Here is a 17,527-nt window from a genome sequence, read left to right on the forward strand (position 1 = left end):
CTTTAAACGGGGGGGTATTCCAACGTAACTGCCTACTACTCTCGGTTGAAAATCAAGGCGACTTCTTCCAAACCCAATTTTCCGGTGCTAAAAGGCTCGTCTGCCCCATATAGTGTAAAGAAATGTCCTGCACTTGAAAGGAGGAGCACGGATGGCGCTACAGGATGGACTGCTTTCGTTTGCCATCAAGGAAACCATTTTCCTCTCATCGGATAAAGCCGGAATAGACGAGTGGAGAGAATTGGAGTTGTTTCCTAATGTCGAGGTGCTGGAAACAGAGTCAGCGATCTCCATCACCGGTTGCCTGCAATTATTCGGGAAATACAAGCCGATCAAGGACACCTCTGAGACAGCTGGAGGCGGTACGGAATCCTTGGTTGAGGCGGTGACCTTTTCACCTTTTCGGCCGGGCGGGTCAGACGGGCAGCTGTACGGCCAGGAGGAACAACTGCACCACAGGATTCCGCTAAACATCACGATTCCTTTGAATCGAATCGCTGAAATAGAGGATATTTACGCAGTTGTCGACAGCTTTGATTACCAGCTTGATTCTCCCCATCAGGTGATGATAGAGGCTGATCTGAAAATCGCGGGCATCAAGTTTGCCGAGACCAATTATCAGACAGGACAACCTGCGGGCAATCCTGAACCAGTCTCCTATGGAGAAGTTCCCTCTAGCGGAGAGTGGCAATTTGCCCATGCTTCGCAAGATCAGTCAGAAGAACTTGCACAGCCTATCTCGCTAGAGGACATCGAGCGGAAGCTGGCGGAGCTGGAAAGTGAATTGCATCGGCAAATCCCGCTGGAGGAAGCACAGCAGACTCACGCAGTGCAACAGACCCACGCAGTGCAACAGACCCACGGGGTGCAACAGACCCACGCGATGCAACAGACCCACGCGATGCAACAGACCCCAGCCGCACAGCAAAGCCCGAGCGGGTTTGCAGCGATGTTTGAAGCTTCTCAGCACAAGGGGACTTCAAACCGGACAGAAAATGAAAGTCTAGGATTTGGGGATGTAACCGAGGCGCTCACGGTCAAAGAACAAGGAAAAGGCTCCGATCGCGATAGCAGCCCCTCTATCGAACAGGTGTCATGGAATGAGCCTGAAGCGAATCCGGCGCTCTACGAAGGGATGGCCCCCGAGAAGAAGTTCGTATCGCATGTCGAGAGGCAATCCGAGGAAACGGCTTCCGAGCCGTCCTTGGAGCTGCGGAAGGTGGCAGAGTCGCAGGCGGCCCAACCGGTTCGCTTCCAACCGGAAAGAAAATTCGGGGATATAGCTCCCGAGCCGTCCTTGGAAGTGGGCAAAGTGGCAGAGTCACAGGCGGCTGAACCGGTTCATTCCCGACCGGAAAAGCAATCCGAAGAGACGCTGCCCGCACCGCCTTTGGAGTTGCGGGAGGTGGCAGACTCACAGTCGACCGAGACTCCTCGCACCCAACCGGAGGCTGTGCAAGAAGAAACCGTCGCGACGGGAGTCTCCGATGAAAGCAGGGAGGAAGCGCAAGCTGAGCCGGCCACAGCGGATGCGGATGAAGCCGCTGTAGAAGCAGCAGCACAGGAGACAGCAGACGAGGAGGCGGTAGAGGTCATTGCCCAGCAGCCTCAGGAGGCAGTGGAAGAGAAGGAAGTGCGTGTAGCGATATCGGGCAAACCGGCGCGTGAAGAAGGCGGCAAGGTAAATCTCACGTCGATCTTTTCGCAAGCGACCCGGGTGCAGCAAGAGGCCAAAATGGAAGAAGAGTCTTCTTCACAGGCGTCGCGAAAAGGTTCCTTTGAAGCAGATTCGGCTTCGATCGAGACGATGCACAATCTCACTTCCTTTGTCCGCAGCAAAGAGGAAAAGCAAAGCCGGCTAAAGTTGTGCATCATTCAACGCGACGAGACGCTGGAAACGATCTGTCAGCGTTATGCCATTCCTCAGTCTCGGATTCTGGAGGTAAACAACCTGCGTTCAGACCAGATCGTGGCCGGGCAAATACTCTATATTCCACAGTGAGGAGCGGGGGGCCGTGGAGAAAATCAATCTGTCCGAAGTGTGTCAACGGTATCGGGCAAGGGTAATCCACATCACCCCGCTGAACGATTGCCATCTGTTGGAGACAAACCGCGGTCCGAAAGAGCTGCGCATATGGCCACGGGTAGACATCATGCGTTGGTCGTTTGCATGGCGTGAACGAATGGTTCGCCAAGGTTTCCGCGATTTGGAGAGATTTATTCGGACGAAGGATTCAAAGCCGTATTTGGTGGTAGGCCAACGCGGAATTACGCTCACAGATCATCTTCGCCGCATCGAATCGATACCACTGGGAACGGATACCATGCGTCAATGCGGCAAGATCGTTGCGATGATGCATGAATCCCAGCGGGACGGCAGTATCTTTCACCCCGCCGATTTTTGGGAACGAGAACAGGCGAGAATGGCTGCGACAACGAGAAGGGTAAAAGATTTTTGGGAATCTCTCCGTTATCGCGGCAGACAATCAGGCAGGGATCATCGTTTTTATAGCTGGCTATTTCCGCCCCTTTTGGAGAGAATGGAGCGCTGCACCGACATGCTTTTGAGTACCAGGATCGATCAGAAAGAGCTCTTTGTCTCCCACGGCACTTTGCGCCCGGACAATTGGGGGCTGGTAAACGACAAGCTGTTTTTGCGCGGTTTTTTCCAGCCGGTTTTATCGGTCGCTCAGCGGGATACAGCCGGGTACCTGAGAGATCTGTTTGTCCGCCACGAGGATTTGTCACTGATCGAAGCGTTTTTAAGTGGTTACGAGGAAATTCGGCCGCTTGGTCAAACCGACTACACGCTCCTGTTGGCTTTCATGGCCTATCCAGAGGAAATATCGCATATGGTGCAGTCTAGCATTGAGGTGTATCGCGAGCCGGGAGAGGCGCGTTTGGCGCGAATCGAGCAGGCTGTCAACCGCCAGCAGATGGTTGATCAGCTCTTGAAATATATAGCCGAACGGGCCGAGGAAACGAGGAGTGAGTCAAAAGCATGAGTCGCTTTGACGATATCTTTCCGCTGTTTCAGGAATATGACATGTTCGCACAGACCGTTGACGTGGTGAAGGCCCCGAATGTGTACAAAGCGATCACTCCGTATGGATCGTTTATTTGCAAAAGGACACAAGCCGCTCCCCAGCGCTTGCATTTGGTCAGCGGAGTTCTCCGTCACCTGGAGCAAAAGGGGTGGGATGGGGCTGTCCCATTTTTTCATACAAAATACGACGAACCGTATGTTCTGCATGGTGAAGATACGTATTATCTAACCGCCTGGCAACCGGGGGCAGAGAAGTGGGAGGAAGAGCCGTTAGCCTGGGCGAAGCCAGCTGTAGAGCGCCTGGCAGAGCTTCATCACCTGACCCAGAACTTTCGTTTCGATGATCCGAGACAAGTGGAGCCATTGATCGATTCCTTGCTCCGCAGGTGGGACTCGATGCTGCATATGACGGAAAGAGCGGCTGAGGCGGCAGGACATCGTCTCTATCCTTCCCCGTTCGATGTCGTTTTTTTGGCCAACCACGCTTACGTCAAGGAGATGGCTCAAAGTGCGATCGGCTTGCTGCGGGACTGGCGTGAAAGGCATCGGACTCATGCTCATTTTCGCTTGTCGTTCATCCACGGTTCGCCACAGCCAGCCCACTTTTTGCCTGATCGTAACGGAAAAGTACGGATGCTGAACTTTGACCGGGCTGTGTTCGATACCCCGACCCGAGACTTGGCCATGTTCTACCGGACGTATTTTTACCTGGCCGGAGATGAGGCGGGTGCCAGTCAGCTTTACCGGCACTATTCAGAGATCTTTCCGCTGCGGCCGGAAGAAACGAATTTGCTTGCCGCTTTTCTGACTTATCCGGAAAGAATCATGCGAGATATCAGTACCTATTACAGCGAGAAAAATGAGTGGAGCGAATTGTACGCGGTCAAACGACTGGAGAAGGATATGGACCGTTTGATACGCCTGCAACGCTGGGTGCAGCAAGCTTTTTAGACACAAAAGACGTCTCACCAGGTGGGGCGTTTTTTTGCGTACATGCACCAGCTATCAGAGCCATTCAAGAAGAATGGCGACGTACAGGATAGCCAGCAGTCCCAGCAGGATGACATCAAAGGATGTAGGAACGAATATCGTGCGAATAAATTGAAACACAATCAACGGAAGGAGAATTTGCCTGCAGCCGAATTTGATCCGCAAGTAAGTGGGGTGGTATTTCCAGCGAGACATCGCGATCACCTCTCAGCTCCAGTATATGCACAAGACGAAAGGCCAGTGTCTGCTTTCTCGAAACCCCCTGCTCGAAACGGAGCCGGATGCTGTATAATGAAAAAACCGACGTTTGGACCTGCCCTTACCGGGGAACAGAATGCAGAGGGGTAGCAGAGACATGCAAATGCAAAAAGGTGATCCGTAATGGTATGGAAAGCGTTGCTTTACGCGAGCGGCATAGGGGCAGGCGTATACATCATGCTTCTCTCCCGTCAATTGGTATCGATAAAGCGTTGGTACGACCTTTCGTTTTTACAAGGTGCCGGCTTGATCGCCTGGGGATTGTCACATCTGATGGTAAACCATCCCGACATTCTCATCCAGCAACTAAGCCTCCCCTTTGATATGCTGTATTACCTGTTTTTTCTCATGTCTATACATGCGTACCCATTGGCGCCGCATATCTACTATGACCGGTGGAAGAGTATTCTGGATGCAATGGCATTTGTAGCGGTTTACGGCGCGATGGCCCTTTGCTCATGGCTGTACCAAGAGGATGCGGGTATGATGATTGTCCTGCTGCACATCCTGAGCGGCATTCTGCTGCTGGCTCCGTGGACAACCGTTTTTCTGGCAAACGGGCTGGTACACGGTAAACAAGAAAAAGAATCGAAATTGTTGGTTGCGACTTTGCTGTTTACGGTGGCTGTCATGTTTCAACCGATCATGCCCACGGCGCTTTTTATGATCATGGGTTCACTGTCGCTTGGCATCTTGCTGTGGGCTCACATTCGTTTTCCACGCAACCCTTCAAAAGGGCGACTGATGAACGAATATGGCTATTTGCATGAACAGTTGAGGTTCAGCTTTCTTGACTCGAATTCCATGCAGGTATTGCTGTTTGTAGAGGTAGTCGCGATGTTTACCTGGCCCGATTCCCGCATCCATATAATCGGGATTGGAATTGGTGCCCTTATCACTGTTTTCAGATTATTCCTGACAAAAGGTTGGAATCAATCCTTGGTCCGTCAGATGATGGACACAGCAAGCAGTCTGGAGAAAAAATTTACCGAACATATGGATCAGATTCAACGAAAGAATGATCAACTCTCGCAAATCCTTGCCATCAAGCAAACCTATGAAAAAATTTTGCTGGCTAGCAATGAACAAAGCTTGCGCGAGGTCAGCTATGAAAATCTGCAGCAGGTGATCGAAGAGCTGGTGGATGCCTGGTTTTCCAAAATGGACAACCTCGTTTACTTGCGCATTTCTCTGGAATCGCAGGAAGGTGTAGTTTATTATGAAGTGGTCAGGGGAGATCCCAACCATCCCTATATCCAGAGAGACATATCGGAACAAATTGTGGTAGATGAACAGAGGGATACGCCGCTGGCACCCAGGTATGTAGTCATGCTGGCGAAAAGCACTACAGAGAGCGTGGAAGAACTTGAACTGGAGCAATCCTTTTTTCAATTGCTGGTCGTAAACGTGCGCGGACTGATCCTCAGATGCTTGCAGGAAAATCAGCTGCTGGAGCTGCGCTTGATGGAGCAGGAGATGGAACTGGCGCAAAAAATCCAGTTTTTGCTGATTCCCCGAGAACGGCTTGTCCTGCCCGGTCTTCAAGCCAAGGCTGTGTTCCTCCCTTATACCTATGTGGGCGGAGATTATGTGGACTACCTGATGCTCGATGAGCGCTTTACTTGCTTTGTGGTGGCCGACGTTTCGGGCCACGGCCTGCCAGCCAGCCTGATGACGACAGGAATCCGCAGCGCTGTCCGGGCCGTGACGCAAACCTATTGGAAACCTGAACTGATTTTGCATCAACTGAACAAATTGCTCTACGAAGATTTGAGCAAAACACGCTCGTTTATTACGATGCTGATCGCAGTCTACGATTCGGTAGACCACACATTATCGATCAGTCGTGCCGGGCACCCGCAGCCGTTCATATTGGACGGCTCCGGGGCAAGGCTCCTTCCATGCAGCGGCGGCCTGGGTCTGGGGTTGCTCCCGAATAGCGTCTACGTTTCAGACGAAGTACCCCTGGACCAAGACGGCATGCTGCTAGCCTATACAGACGGTTTGCTGGAGATGAGCAGAAAAGACTCCCAGCAATGCTTGCAAACGTGGTTGAAAGGATTTTCGAGCTTGCTAAGCGAGGAAAAGCGGTCGGGTGAAACCGACAGTATTGCGTTGGTGGAGAACTATGTCTGGGCGAGGACGAAAGAGGGTCTGCAGTCCGATGATATATCCCTGTTAATCCTGCGGTTTCAATCAGGTACGGAACAGGAGGAAAGGAAACGATGATGTTGTGTGAGGAGTGCCCGCAGAATCCTGCGTGTCAGAACTGTCTAGCTGCATTGCGGGCAGGAGCAGGACAAAAAGTGATACCTGCCCGCACAGTCAGGGTGAAGCTGGATTCCGGCGAAGTCGCATCGGCTGAACTCCGCGCTATCTGCCGGACCGCAATCGGTCTGTTCTGTCATGAACAAAAGCTGTCAGATCGGGTCGAAGTAGAATTGGCGTCCGACTTCCGGATTATTGGGAACGCTTTCCAAGGAATTCACGATGTTCCCTACTATGTGCTGGATATCGAAAAAGTGCTTCGCCGGGAAGAGGTTTTGGGGCGATTGCTCATGGAGGAATTCCTGCAATGGCATCATAGTGCGGAAAAGCAACCGACAGACATGCTGGCCGAGTTGAAAGAGCCAGAGGATGAACGGCACCGCCTCATCAAGGAAGAGCTGCAAAAGCTCTCTATCTTGCGTCAGGTGCAGAGCATTTACTTGTACGTAATGGAGAATGGAGACATAAGACCGATTGGAGCCCAGCGGACAGAAGAATTGATGGAAGGGGACATGAGGCGAGTAGCTCTAGAGGCCATAAAGAGCGGCACTTCTGTAAGGGAGCAGCTGGTCTCGTCCGATGGCAGCAAGATGTACGAAATGTATGCCTCCCCTCTGCCGGATCAGACCTGTGGACTGGCGTTGATCGATGTGACAGAGGCCATTGCCGAAGAGCGTCGGCGCCAGCAAAAAGAATGGGACATGTACAAGCAGGTCTTGGGGGCAGTCACCCAGGACAAGCTTGTTTTATTGACAGATGCGGAGTTGACGGTACTGGCCGAAGACGGACTGAAGCTGGCAACGGTGTTGATCCAGTCGGCGGAAGACCTGGCATTCCTCAGAACGGAGTGCAGGCGGATCATGGATGCGCTCCAGGTAGAGGAAAAGCGGAAGTTCCAGTATGTCGTGGCTGTCAATGAAGCGGCGACGAATACGTTGAAGCATGGCACCGGCGGGACCGTGACCATCCACCTCGCATCTGCGGAAAATACAGTACGTGTCATTGTACATGATCACGGGAACGGAATTCTCCTGGAGGAGCTGCCGAGAGCGACACTGCGACAAGGCTACTCGAGCAAGCATTCGCTGGGGGTTGGCTTTCACGCCATGCTCCAGTTTTGCGACCGGGTATGTCTGGGCACCTCTCCATCTGGTACGAGGTTGATTTTAGAGTGTATGATCGGTTAATTCCGATGTTTGGAAATAGAAAAACTTGGGTAACTTGATAACGGGGTAATTCGTTACATAAATAAAGAATGAAAGCGTGAGAGGAGTATGTGTGCATGGACTTCCAGGCAACAGAAACGAACGGACAGGCTACCCTTTACTTTGCCGGTGAATTGGACATGGCTGTAGGCGACAAGGTCGGCAATCTATTGCGCGAATACGGAGAAAGAAACGGCTCGGTTACGGTTGATTTTCGGGATGTGACGTTCGTCGATTCTTCCGGCATCGGCAATCTGTTTTTTACGACGAAAGATTTGCTCGCTTTGGGAAAGCGGGTAGAGATCATCAATGTACGCGAAGAAATAATGGACATCCTGCACGTCCTTGGATTTGCGGAAGCGCTCGGAATCACCGTGAATTAGCCAGGTGAAACCGGGTTTGACGGGCTGCACCTGGATTGTATATAATACGATTGACATGAAATGAAACAAAGTGATTGCTGTGAACGGGAAGAGTAGACCAGGACGCCTTGGCAGAGAGGAGAATCAGTAGCTGCGAGATTCTCTAAGGAAGGGATTGGTCGAAGGTCGCCCGGGAGTTGTTTCGGTGAATGCACATATTTTGTGCTGTAGCCGCGACCGGCTAACAACCGTTATCTTGTCAGAGTGAATGCGGCACTTCGGCAATGGATGCGAAGGCTTGCATTAACAAAGGTGGTACCGCGAAACAATCCTTTCGTCCTTTGGGATGGAAGGTTTTTTTATTTTCTTAAGGAGGCATTGCCATGTCGAATCAACAAGCGACCAATGACATTGATCAGCTGCTGCCGAAAAACTACGATCCAAAGGCAGCCGAATCCAAATGGTATCCGTACTGGATCGAAAAAGGCTTTTTCAAAGCAGAGAGAGACCCCCAGAAACGTCCGTTTACAATCGTTATCCCGCCGCCAAACGTAACGGGAAAGCTGCACCTGGGCCATGCCCTGGACACGACACTGCAGGACATCATCACCCGAACCAAGCGCATGCAGGGATACAGTGCGCTGTTTTTGCCGGGAATGGACCACGCCGGTATCGCGACGCAAGCTCGTGTAGAAGCGACGCTGCGCGAGGAAGGCATCTCCCGTCACGATCTGGGACGTGAAAAATTCCTCGAGAAGGTGTGGGAATGGAAGCACATCTACGCCGAGCATATTCGCGAGCAGTGGGAAAAGCTCGGTCTTGCCCTTGATTACTCGCGCGAGCGCTTTACGATGGACGAAGGACTTTCCCGTGCCGTTCGCGAGGTATTTGTACGTCTGTATGAAAAAGGACTCATTTACCGCGGCAATCGGATTATCAACTGGGACCCTGCTGCCCGCACGGCCCTGTCCGATATCGAGGTCATCTATAAAGAAGTAAAGGGCGCCCTGCATCACATGCGCTACCCATTGGCAGACGGAAGCGGCTACATCGAAGTGGCGACGACGCGTCCGGAAACCATGCTTGGTGATACGGCAGTAGCCGTTCATCCCGAAGACGAGCGTTACAAGCATCTGATCGGCAAAACCGTCATTCTGCCGATCGTTGGCCGGGAAATTCCGATCGTGGCAGATGACTATGTAGACCCTGAGTTTGGTTCCGGTGCCGTAAAAATTACACCGGCCCATGACCCGAACGACTTTGAGCTCGGTCAAAGACATCAGCTTCCGCAAATCGTCGTCATGGACGAATCAGGGACGATGAACGAAAATGCGGCTGGCTATAAAGGGCTGGACCGTTTTGAGTGCCGCAAGCAAATCATCAAGGACTTGACCGAACAAGGCGTCATGTTCAAGATCGAGGAGCACATCCATCAGGTTGGACACAGTGAACGCAGCGATGCCGTGGTTGAACCGTATCTGTCCACCCAGTGGTTTGTCAAAATGCAGCCCCTGGCAGATGCGGCGATTGCCAACGCGTACAGCGAGGACAGTGTCAAATTCGTGCCGGAGCGCTTCAAGACAAACTACCTGCGCTGGATCGAGAATATCCGCGATTGGTGCATCTCCCGCCAGCTCTGGTGGGGCCACCGGATTCCGGCCTGGTACTGCCAGGATTGCGGCGAGACCATCGTTTCCCGCGAAGATGCAGGTGAGTGCCCGCACTGCCACAGCCATCAGCTAGTGCAGGATCAGGACGTTCTCGACACCTGGTTCTCCTCGGCGCTCTGGCCATTCTCGACGCTGGGCTGGCCGGAAGAGACAGAGGATATGAAGTACTTCTATCCGACCAATGTACTGGTTACCGGCTACGATATCATCTTCTTCTGGGTAGCGCGGATGATTTTCAGCGGACTCGAATTTACCGGTAAAAATCCGTTTGACACCGTTTTGATTCACGGCATTATTCGGGACTCCGAAGGACGGAAAATGTCCAAGTCGCTGGGCAACGGGGTTGACCCGATGGAAGTAATCGAGAAGTACGGAGCGGACGCCCTGCGCTTTACGCTCGCAACGGGAAATTCGCCGGGTAACGACCAGCGTTTCTACTGGGAAAAAGTAGAGGCGAACCGCAACTTCGCCAACAAGATTTGGAATGCGTCCCGCTTTGCTTTGATGAATCTGACAGGGTTTGGCTACGAGGACATCGATCTTAGTGGAAACCTGTCCACACCGGACAAATGGGTTCTGTCCCGCCTGCAGGCGACGATCAAAGACGTTACCCGTCTCATGGATGCGTTTGAATTCGGCGAAGCTGGCCGCGTCCTGTACAACTTCATCTGGGATGACCTTTGCGACTGGTACATCGAAATGGCGAAGCTGCCGCTGTACGGCAATGACGAGGCAGCGAAAAAGACGACCCAATCCGTCCTGGTCACTGTACTCGATCAGACCTTGCGTCTCTTGCATCCGTTCATGCCTTACATGACCGAGGAAATTTGGCAAGCACTGCCGCATCAGGGAGAAAGCATCACGGTTGCAGCCTGGCCGACAGTAAATGAGCAATTGATTTTCCCGGACGCAGAGGCAGAAATGAATCTGCTCGTGGAAGTCATTCGCAGTGTCCGCAACATCCGGGCCGAAGTGAATGTGCCGATGTCCAAGAAAATCGAGCTCTTGATCAAGCCGGGCGATTCTCTCACGCTGGAACGTCTCCAACGCGGTGAAGAGTACCTGGTCCGTTTCTGCAATCCGGAGCGCCTGGAGATCAGCGAGCAGCTGAAGACACCGGACAAAGCGATGTCCGCAGTCGTGTCAGGCGCGGAGCTTTTCTTGCCGCTGGCGGGATTGATTGATCTGGACCAAGAAGTGAAGCGTCTGGAAAAAGAACTGGCGACGCTGCACGGAGAAGTCGAGCGAATCGAGAAAAAGCTGAACAATCCGGGCTTCATGGCTAAGGCTCCGGAAAAAGTAGTCGAAGAGGAACGGGCGAAGATGGCCGGTTACATGGAAAAACGCGAGAAAGTAATGGCCCGCCTATCTGAGCTAAAAGGCGAATGAACCGCCGTACCTTCGCATATTTTTGAGAATGGAGCAATGCGGCATGAATGCTGAAGGATTGGAAGGATACACAAAAGCGCTAGACTGGCTGCACGGACTGCTTCGGTTTGGCCAAAAGCCGGGACTGGAAAGAATGCAGTGGATGCTGGGGCAATTGGGGAATCCCGAGAGACGGCTTGCTTTTATTCACGTCGCCGGTACGAACGGGAAAGGCTCTACCTGCTCTTATCTGAGCCATATGCTGATGGAGGCCGGATACAGTGTAGGGATGTTCACTTCCCCGTACCTGATCGATTTCCGGGAAAGGATTCGATACAACGGGGCGATGATTCCGCAAGCCGATTTGGTCGAATTGGTGGAACAGGCAAGGGTTCTTGTGGAGCGCTGCGAAGCAGAATCAGGATTTGGCTCTCCTACCGAATTTGAAGTGATTACACTCATTGCCATCCTCTATTTTGCCAACGTGACAAGACCGGCAGTCGTGGTCTGGGAAACGGGCTTGGGCGGACGACTGGACTCGACCAATGTCGTTTTCCCGATCGCAACCGTCATTACGAACATAGGCATGGATCACATGGACGTACTCGGAAACAGCCTTCCCGAGATTGCCCGGGAAAAGGCGGGGATCATCAAGCCGGGGGTACCCGTCATCACTGGTGAAAGGCGGGCAGAAGTGCTCGCGGTCCTGCAGGAGGCCGCAGACAGGTCGCGAAGTACGCTGTATCGCATCGGTTCCCATTTTGATGCAGAGCAGCTGCAGGAGCGGATCGGTGAACAACAGATCCGCTACCGGAGCATTTTCCGGCGGGCCGAGTCAGAATACCGGCTGGCAATGAATGGCCCCCATCAGGCAGAAAACGCCGCGGTATCGCTGATGACCATCGACGTTCTGCGCAATTACCTGTCTTATCTCCTGGAGGAAGAAGAAATTGTGCGCGGACTGCAACAAACTCGCTGGCCTGGGCGTCTAGAGGTAGTCTCGCCAAGACCAATGGTCATGTTGGATGGGGCTCACAATCAGGAAGGAATCGAGGCGCTGGTTGCCAGCTTGAACCGGTTGACGACGCCAAATACCCGGCTGCATTTGCTGTTCTCCGGGTTGGCGGATAAGCCGCTGAAAAGGATGGCCGAAGCGCTGAGAGGATTGCAGACAAACGTAGAAACCGTTCGACTGACGAAGTTTGACTTCCCCCGCGCCGCGGAGACTGGTCAATTGCAAGAGGCATTTCTTGCGGGAGGCTGGGAAGCTGCACGCTTGGATATTGTCTCCGATTGGCGCCAGTTTCTCGCTTCTTGGGTGAAGGACAACCGAGCAGCAAACGGCGACGACTGGTTGGTTGTCTGCGGTTCGCTCTATTTCATCGCCCAAGTGCGCACATTCTTTCCCACTACTGTAGAAGAGGCAGGTGAATAGGGTGGATCAGGCCCAACACGTCCACTTTGTGGGCATAGGCGGATATGGCATGAGCGCCATCGCCCGCGTCTTGATCGACCTTGGCTACAAGGTAACCGGCTCCGATGTCGCAATGAACGACTTGGCCAAAAAACTAGTACAGCGTGGGGCTGTCGTGCATATTGGACACGACGCCAGTCACGTTGCAGGATGCGATAAGGTTGTATATTCCACCAGCATCTCCCCGGACAATCCGGAGGTGGTTGCGGCGGCGGAAAGAGGGATTCCGGTTTTGCACCGTTCCCAAATGCTGGCCAGTATTTTGAATGAGCGTACGGGTGTGGCTGTAGCTGGCGCACACGGTAAAACGACGACGACCTCGATGATTGCCCATGTGCTCGAGGAATGCGGTGTTGATCCGACGTTCATCATTGGCGGCGAGCTGATGAGCGCAGGAACCAACGCGAAAGCAGGCAAAAGCGACCTCGTCATTGCCGAAGCCGATGAAAGCGATGGCTCATTTCTGGAATACCGGCCGGTTTATGAAGTTGTAACCAATATCGAACCGGATCATCTGGAGCATTTTGACGGCGATTTTGCCAACCTGAAGCGTGCCTATGCCAAATTCCTGAGCCACTTGAAGCCGGGAGGAAAGGCTGTCCTCTGTTTGGATGACCCGCATATCCGGGAACTGATGGCAGACATGACGGGAGAGGCAATCACGTACTCCATTCAGCCTGCATATGTGGATCAGGCAGATTTCAGTGCCAGGGAGATCGTTTGCGGAGACAGGCGGACCAACTGCAAAATTTACCGCAAGGATGTCTTGCTGGGAGAGCTCGTGCTGTTTGTGCCGGGTAAACACAACATCGCCAACGCATTGGCGGCAGTTGTCGTATGCCTCGAGGCTGGTCTTGCGTTTGAACAGATCGCAGCCGCCTTTACCTCATTCAGCGGAGCCAAAAGGCGTTTCCAGATCATCGGGGATGCACAGGACATTTTGGTGGTAGATGACTACGCCCATCATCCGACAGAGATTATGGCGACCTTGAATGGCGCGCGGGCATCGGGCCGTCGCGTAATTGCGGTGTTTCAGCCGCAGCGCTATACCCGAACGTACTTTTTGATGGATGAGTTTAGCAAAGCCTTCGGGGAAGCAGATGAAGTCATTATTACAGACATCTATTCACCTGCGGGAGAAGCGCGGATCGAAGGCGTCACGGCAGAGGTGCTGGTTGAAAAAATCCGCACCAACAGCCATCCGCGCGCCCAGTACATTCCGACCAAGGAGCTCGTGCAGGATCATCTCGCGCGATCGCTCAAACCGGGCGACCTCGTGCTGACAATGGGAGCCGGGGACATCTGGAAATCGGCGCACTGGCTGGCGGAAAAACTGGTGAAATAACGCGTGCAAATGAAAGCAAGACAGATATTCATGGGAGCCTGGACGACAGTCCGGGCTTTTTTTCTTGTCAAAAGGAGCAAAAATCCATATAATTAGTACCAGGTACTAATACTAAGTGATAAAGGGGTGGCTGCAATATGTCTTTGGAAAGAAAATCCTCAGCGAGAATAACGGCAATCGGGACGTATGTGCCTCAGCGGATTATGACCAATTCCGATCTGGAGGAAATGGTGGATACATCCAATGAATGGATTGTGCAGCGCACAGGAATCCATGAGCGAAGAATTGCAGCGGAAGATCAATACACGAGCGATTTGGCGATTGCTGCGGTAGAAAACCTGATGCAGACCTGGGGCAAGGACGTCTCCGATGTCGATCTGGTCCTGGTGTCGACGACGACGCCGGATTATCCGTTTCCCAGTGTAGCGAGCAAACTGCAGGCTCATTTCGGGATGACTCATGCGGGAGCGCTCGACCTGAATGCGACATGTGCCGGGTTTACTTATGCCCTGCATCTGGCTGATGGCATGATCAGCGCGGGTTTGCACCGCCGCATCCTTGTCGTGGCAGCAGAAACGATGTCGAAAGTTACAGACTACACGGATCGCACCACCTGCATTCTGTTTGGGGATGGTGCGGGCGCTATGCTGGTGGAAGCGGCCCCGGGCCACGGTTCGTTCCTCTCCGCAAACGTGGGGGCAAAAGGAGAAGGGGGCATTCACGTCTATCGATCAGGACTGTCTAGCCGGATGGGTGACCACGAGCTTGCCGGGAACGGCTTGATCGTGCAAAACGGCAGAGAGGTGTACAAATGGGCCGTAACCACCGTTCCCAAAGGAATGCAGGCTGTCGTGGAGAAGGCAGGCAAAAGCCTGGATGATGTGGATTGGTTTATCCCGCACAGTGCCAATTTGCGGATGATCGAGTCGATTTGTGAGAAGAGCGGGTTTCCGATGGAAAAGACGCTCTACAGCCTGAAATATTATGGCAATACTTCTGCAGCAACGATCCCGCTAGCCTTGCATCTGGGCATCCGGGACGGGCGGGTGAAACCGGGAGATACGCTTTTGCTGTACGGCTTCGGCGGAGGGCTGGTGCACGCCGGGCTGCTGCTTTCCTGGAACCCGTAAACACGTCCGCCCCGAGAGTCATAACCTGTCCCTCCCAGACGTATGCTGATACAAAGTAGCCTGGGTGGAGGAGGCGTTTATCGTGAACGGGGAAAGAGACAAGAGCAAGGTTACGGTGAGGCTGAACGGGGAGCGGTGGAACGGAAAGAGAGCGGAAAAGGAGAAAAAAGCAGAGCAGCCGATGCGTTGGAATTCGGTTCAAAGCCAGGCGCCTGTGGCAAAGCCGGTCCGAAACGAGGATGCTTGGTCACGGCTGGCCCAGCTTCGCGCCACGTCGCAGACGGAGCCGAAAGAGCCGCGACAAGACGTGATTCTGCCAGTGGATGAAGGTGGAAATGAGCACCACACTCCAGGTGGCAGAAGGCCCATCATTGTGCCAGATTGGGTGCGTGATCAAGGGTGGGCGAAAACCTTGCTGAGCACAGGAGGAGCAGTAGCCATCGGCTTGCTGTTTGGCTTGCTGGTTTTGACTGTATTCAACCAGGAGCAGGTAACGCAATCGTACCAAGCCGTTTTGAGCGATACCGTTCATACATTGACTGCACAGGAGCCGGAGCCGAAATCAGCGACAGACCCGGGAGCAGCTTTGACGAAGCCCGTCTCATCCCAGACACAGGCCCCGGGACAAGAGGTAAAATTGAAGCTGCCCGATGAAAAGCTGTTTGTCGCTCAGGCCGGTGCATTTCAGCCTAACGTGCCAAGAGAGGACGTAGTCATGCCGCTCAAGGATGCGGGACTTCCGCATCTTCTGTACAAGGGGAGCGATAAGCAGTACTTGTTTGCAGCAGGTTCTCCCAACAGGGATGCTGTACTGGGCTTTGCCAGCATATTGAAGCAAAAGGGCATCGATGTGTATGTAAAGGAAATGACCTTCCCGGGAATTGACAAGGCAGTCTCCCTGCAAGCGGCGACAACTGGCGAGAAGCTGCCGGATGTAAACGGGTTTTTGCAGAACGGATGGAAAATAGCCAAGACTCTGTCTCTTCAATCCGGTGCGGTTGTCAGCACGGCCCAGCCGCCTTTGTCAAAGGAAGAGGAGGCTCAGCTAAAAGAGCAGCACCGTCAGTTTTTGGAGGAGAGTCGATTGCTGCAGTCCTCTGAGCAATGGCAGCCCATGATCAACGGCATGGTGAACGGGATTAATCAGGCGATGACCGCACAGGGGAAAATGGCAGAAGCAGCGGCGGCAAAGAAACAGGCCAGCGCAGAATCATATGCCTGGCAAGTACAGACTGGCGTGCTCTCCTTCTGGGAATCCTATTCCGACTGGGTAGCCCAGCTTCAAAAAAACAGCTAGCCTAACGAAGCCTGCTTATCGCTCATACGCCTCATGACGCTCCCTTTGCGGCAGATTATTGCTCCGACATAAAACATCAAAAGATAGACAAATGGACACGGGACTTGCGGCATATATTCTTGCTGGAAGTCTTTTCTTTTTATACAGTAAGTACCAGGAGCAATCAGGGATTGTTTCGAGTGGTCCCATTTGCTACACTTATGGTTGGCAAAAATAGATTCCCTTGCTAAAAAGGGAGTGGAGAATTGATGAAGGGGAAAGAAACGCTTACACTTGTTTTTCTTTTAATTTCCGGGTTGTTATGTGGAAGCATCCTGGGAGAAGTTTTGGGGCCATGGGTCCCTTTTCTGACGAAGAGCAAAGAGATAACATGGTCACCAGCAGCCGATTTAGAAATTTTGAAGTACGACTTGAACCTTCAGGTAAAACTAAATCTGGCTAGTATTGGAGGGCTTGCCCTCGCGTTCTGGATATATCGAAGAATGAAGTAGGTAGAGACGACATGAAAACCAGTACATCTCTCATTTTGGCATCCTCATCTCCTCGCCGTCGCGAACTCCTGAAGACAGTGGGCTTCGACTTCACGGTCATGACCAGTGACGTAGATGAATCCACGCAGGAGGGGCTGCTCCCCCACGAAGTAGTCGAACAATTGGCATACCGAAAAGCCAGGGCTGTGGCAGACAGAGTAGAGAAGGGTATTGTCTTGGGCTCCGATACGGTTGTGGTTTTGGATGACATCATTTTGGGCAAGCCTGCTGACGAAGAGGAGGCGTTTCAGATGCTTTCTTCTCTTCAAGGACGGGAGCACGTCGTATACAGCGGGGTTGCTCTGATCGATGCCGAAACCGGTCGCTCCGAAGTAAAGCACAGCAAGACACAAGTGCGGTTTCGAGCGCTGACCGATCGCGAGATTCACGCATACATTCGTACCAAAGAACCGATGGACAAGGCTGGTTCCTACGCCATTCAAGGTATAGGTGCAACCATGGTAGAAAGCATTACAGGCGACTATTTTACTGTAGTTGGCCTGCCTCTTTGTCTGACGGCCAACATGCTTTCCCGTTTCGGGATTTCCTTGTTGTAACGTAAGAAAACGCGGCAACGGCCACAC

14 protein-coding genes and 1 other annotated feature are annotated in these 17,527 nt (G+C 52.8%); of the genes, 13 read left to right on the forward strand and 1 reads right to left on the reverse strand.

The genetic code is table 11. From position 1 onward, the window contains the following. The first annotated feature begins 151 nt into the window (after positions 1 to 151). From NST37_RS08360 to NST37_RS08370, 3 genes are read left to right on the forward strand one after another with little or no spacing between them, the layout of a single operon-like run. Positions 152 to 2,002 carry a LysM peptidoglycan-binding domain-containing protein gene (locus NST37_RS08360; RefSeq protein WP_339186568.1) on the forward strand — a complete coding sequence of 617 codons (1,851 nt, stop codon included), beginning with the start codon at positions 152 to 154 and terminating at the stop codon, positions 2,000 to 2,002. Positions 2,003 to 2,015: 13 nt separating this feature from the next. Then, entirely contained in the window at positions 2,016 to 3,005 is a 990-nt protein-coding gene (locus NST37_RS08365; protein ID WP_003387636.1) for a hypothetical protein, read from the forward strand. After that, the gene (locus NST37_RS08370; RefSeq protein WP_003387634.1) at positions 3,002 to 3,997 is read left to right on the forward strand and encodes a hypothetical protein; all 996 of its coding nucleotides are present in this window, start codon (positions 3,002 to 3,004) and stop codon (positions 3,995 to 3,997) included. The genes NST37_RS08365 and NST37_RS08370 overlap by 4 nt, the downstream gene beginning before the upstream one ends. Positions 3,998 to 4,051: 54 nt before the next feature. Here NST37_RS08370 and NST37_RS08375 read toward each other — a convergent pair whose 3' ends face one another. Continuing rightward, a complete protein-coding gene (locus NST37_RS08375; RefSeq protein WP_003387633.1) occupies positions 4,052 to 4,231 on the reverse strand; it encodes a hypothetical protein in 180 nt (59 codons plus the stop codon). Positions 4,232 to 4,417: 186 nt separating this feature from the next. On the opposite strand from NST37_RS08375, the gene NST37_RS08380 reads away from it, so the two are divergent. The 10 genes from NST37_RS08380 to NST37_RS08425 all read left to right on the forward strand — a co-directional run bounded on the left by NST37_RS08380 (position 4,418) and on the right by NST37_RS08425 (position 17,500). Beyond that, positions 4,418 to 6,523: a PP2C family protein-serine/threonine phosphatase gene (locus NST37_RS08380; RefSeq protein ID WP_003387632.1), complete on the forward strand. Its 2,106-nt coding sequence runs from the start codon at positions 4,418 to 4,420 to the stop codon at positions 6,521 to 6,523. Further along, positions 6,520 to 7,749 (forward strand): ATP-binding protein, encoded by a 1,230-nt coding sequence (locus tag NST37_RS08385; protein ID WP_024983982.1) that lies wholly within the window; start codon positions 6,520 to 6,522, stop codon positions 7,747 to 7,749. The genes NST37_RS08380 and NST37_RS08385 overlap by 4 nt, the downstream gene beginning before the upstream one ends. A gap of 95 nt (positions 7,750 to 7,844) precedes the next feature. Next, on the forward strand, positions 7,845 to 8,150 hold the full coding sequence (locus tag NST37_RS08390; protein WP_003387630.1) for an STAS domain-containing protein: 306 nt from the start codon (positions 7,845 to 7,847) through the stop codon (positions 8,148 to 8,150). A 70-nt stretch (positions 8,151 to 8,220) separates the two neighbouring features. Next, positions 8,221 to 8,474 (forward strand) — a binding site (T-box leader). Between the two features lie 38 nt (positions 8,475 to 8,512). Next, the gene (locus NST37_RS08395) at positions 8,513 to 11,188 is read left to right on the forward strand and encodes a valine--tRNA ligase (RefSeq protein WP_003387629.1); all 2,676 of its coding nucleotides are present in this window, start codon (positions 8,513 to 8,515) and stop codon (positions 11,186 to 11,188) included. A gap of 43 nt (positions 11,189 to 11,231) precedes the next feature. After that, entirely contained in the window at positions 11,232 to 12,602 is a 1,371-nt protein-coding gene (locus tag NST37_RS08400) for a folylpolyglutamate synthase/dihydrofolate synthase family protein (protein ID WP_003387628.1), read from the forward strand. Position 12,603: 1 nt separating this feature from the next. After that, the gene (gene murC / locus NST37_RS08405; protein ID WP_003387626.1) at positions 12,604 to 13,986 is read left to right on the forward strand and encodes a UDP-N-acetylmuramate--L-alanine ligase; all 1,383 of its coding nucleotides are present in this window, start codon (positions 12,604 to 12,606) and stop codon (positions 13,984 to 13,986) included. 137 nt (positions 13,987 to 14,123) lie between these two features. Further along, entirely contained in the window at positions 14,124 to 15,116 is a 993-nt protein-coding gene (locus NST37_RS08410; RefSeq protein WP_031932363.1) for a ketoacyl-ACP synthase III, read from the forward strand. An 82-nt stretch (positions 15,117 to 15,198) separates the two neighbouring features. Next, complete coding sequence (locus NST37_RS08415; RefSeq protein WP_031932364.1) at positions 15,199 to 16,413, forward strand: hypothetical protein; 1,215 nt, start codon at positions 15,199 to 15,201, stop codon at positions 16,411 to 16,413. A 248-nt stretch (positions 16,414 to 16,661) separates the two neighbouring features. Next, positions 16,662 to 16,904 carry a DUF4321 domain-containing protein gene (locus NST37_RS08420; protein ID WP_003387623.1) on the forward strand — a complete coding sequence of 81 codons (243 nt, stop codon included), beginning with the start codon at positions 16,662 to 16,664 and terminating at the stop codon, positions 16,902 to 16,904. 11 nt (positions 16,905 to 16,915) lie between these two features. Next, on the forward strand, positions 16,916 to 17,500 hold the full coding sequence (locus NST37_RS08425) for a Maf family protein (protein ID WP_003387622.1): 585 nt from the start codon (positions 16,916 to 16,918) through the stop codon (positions 17,498 to 17,500). Positions 17,501 to 17,527: the final 27 nt, after the last annotated feature.

Origin of the sequence: Brevibacillus sp. FSL K6-6036 (genome assembly GCF_037964015.1) — a bacterium.
In the GTDB taxonomy this organism is placed as follows: Bacteria; Bacillota; Bacilli; order Brevibacillales; family Brevibacillaceae; genus Brevibacillus; species Brevibacillus borstelensis.

What these genes read in the sequence shown, in the direction of transcription:
- NST37_RS08360 (WP_339186568.1), top strand. Translation starts at nt 152, where the DNA reads ATGGCGCTACAGGATGGACTGCTTTCGTTTGCCATCAAGGAAACCATT.
- NST37_RS08370 (WP_003387634.1), top strand. Translation starts at nt 3,002, where the DNA reads ATGAGTCGCTTTGACGATATCTTTCCGCTGTTTCAGGAATATGACATG.
- NST37_RS08375 (WP_003387633.1), bottom strand. Translation starts at nt 4,231, where the DNA reads ATGTCTCGCTGGAAATACCACCCCACTTACTTGCGGATCAAATTCGGC.
- NST37_RS08380 (WP_003387632.1), top strand. Translation starts at nt 4,418, where the DNA reads ATGGTATGGAAAGCGTTGCTTTACGCGAGCGGCATAGGGGCAGGCGTA.
- NST37_RS08385 (WP_024983982.1), top strand. Translation starts at nt 6,520, where the DNA reads ATGATGTTGTGTGAGGAGTGCCCGCAGAATCCTGCGTGTCAGAACTGT.
- NST37_RS08390 (WP_003387630.1), top strand. Translation starts at nt 7,845, where the DNA reads ATGGACTTCCAGGCAACAGAAACGAACGGACAGGCTACCCTTTACTTT.
- NST37_RS08395 (WP_003387629.1), top strand. Translation starts at nt 8,513, where the DNA reads ATGTCGAATCAACAAGCGACCAATGACATTGATCAGCTGCTGCCGAAA.
- NST37_RS08400 (WP_003387628.1), top strand. Translation starts at nt 11,232, where the DNA reads ATGAATGCTGAAGGATTGGAAGGATACACAAAAGCGCTAGACTGGCTG.
- NST37_RS08410 (WP_031932363.1), top strand. Translation starts at nt 14,124, where the DNA reads ATGTCTTTGGAAAGAAAATCCTCAGCGAGAATAACGGCAATCGGGACG.
- NST37_RS08420 (WP_003387623.1), top strand. Translation starts at nt 16,662, where the DNA reads ATGAAGGGGAAAGAAACGCTTACACTTGTTTTTCTTTTAATTTCCGGG.
- NST37_RS08425 (WP_003387622.1), top strand. Translation starts at nt 16,916, where the DNA reads ATGAAAACCAGTACATCTCTCATTTTGGCATCCTCATCTCCTCGCCGT.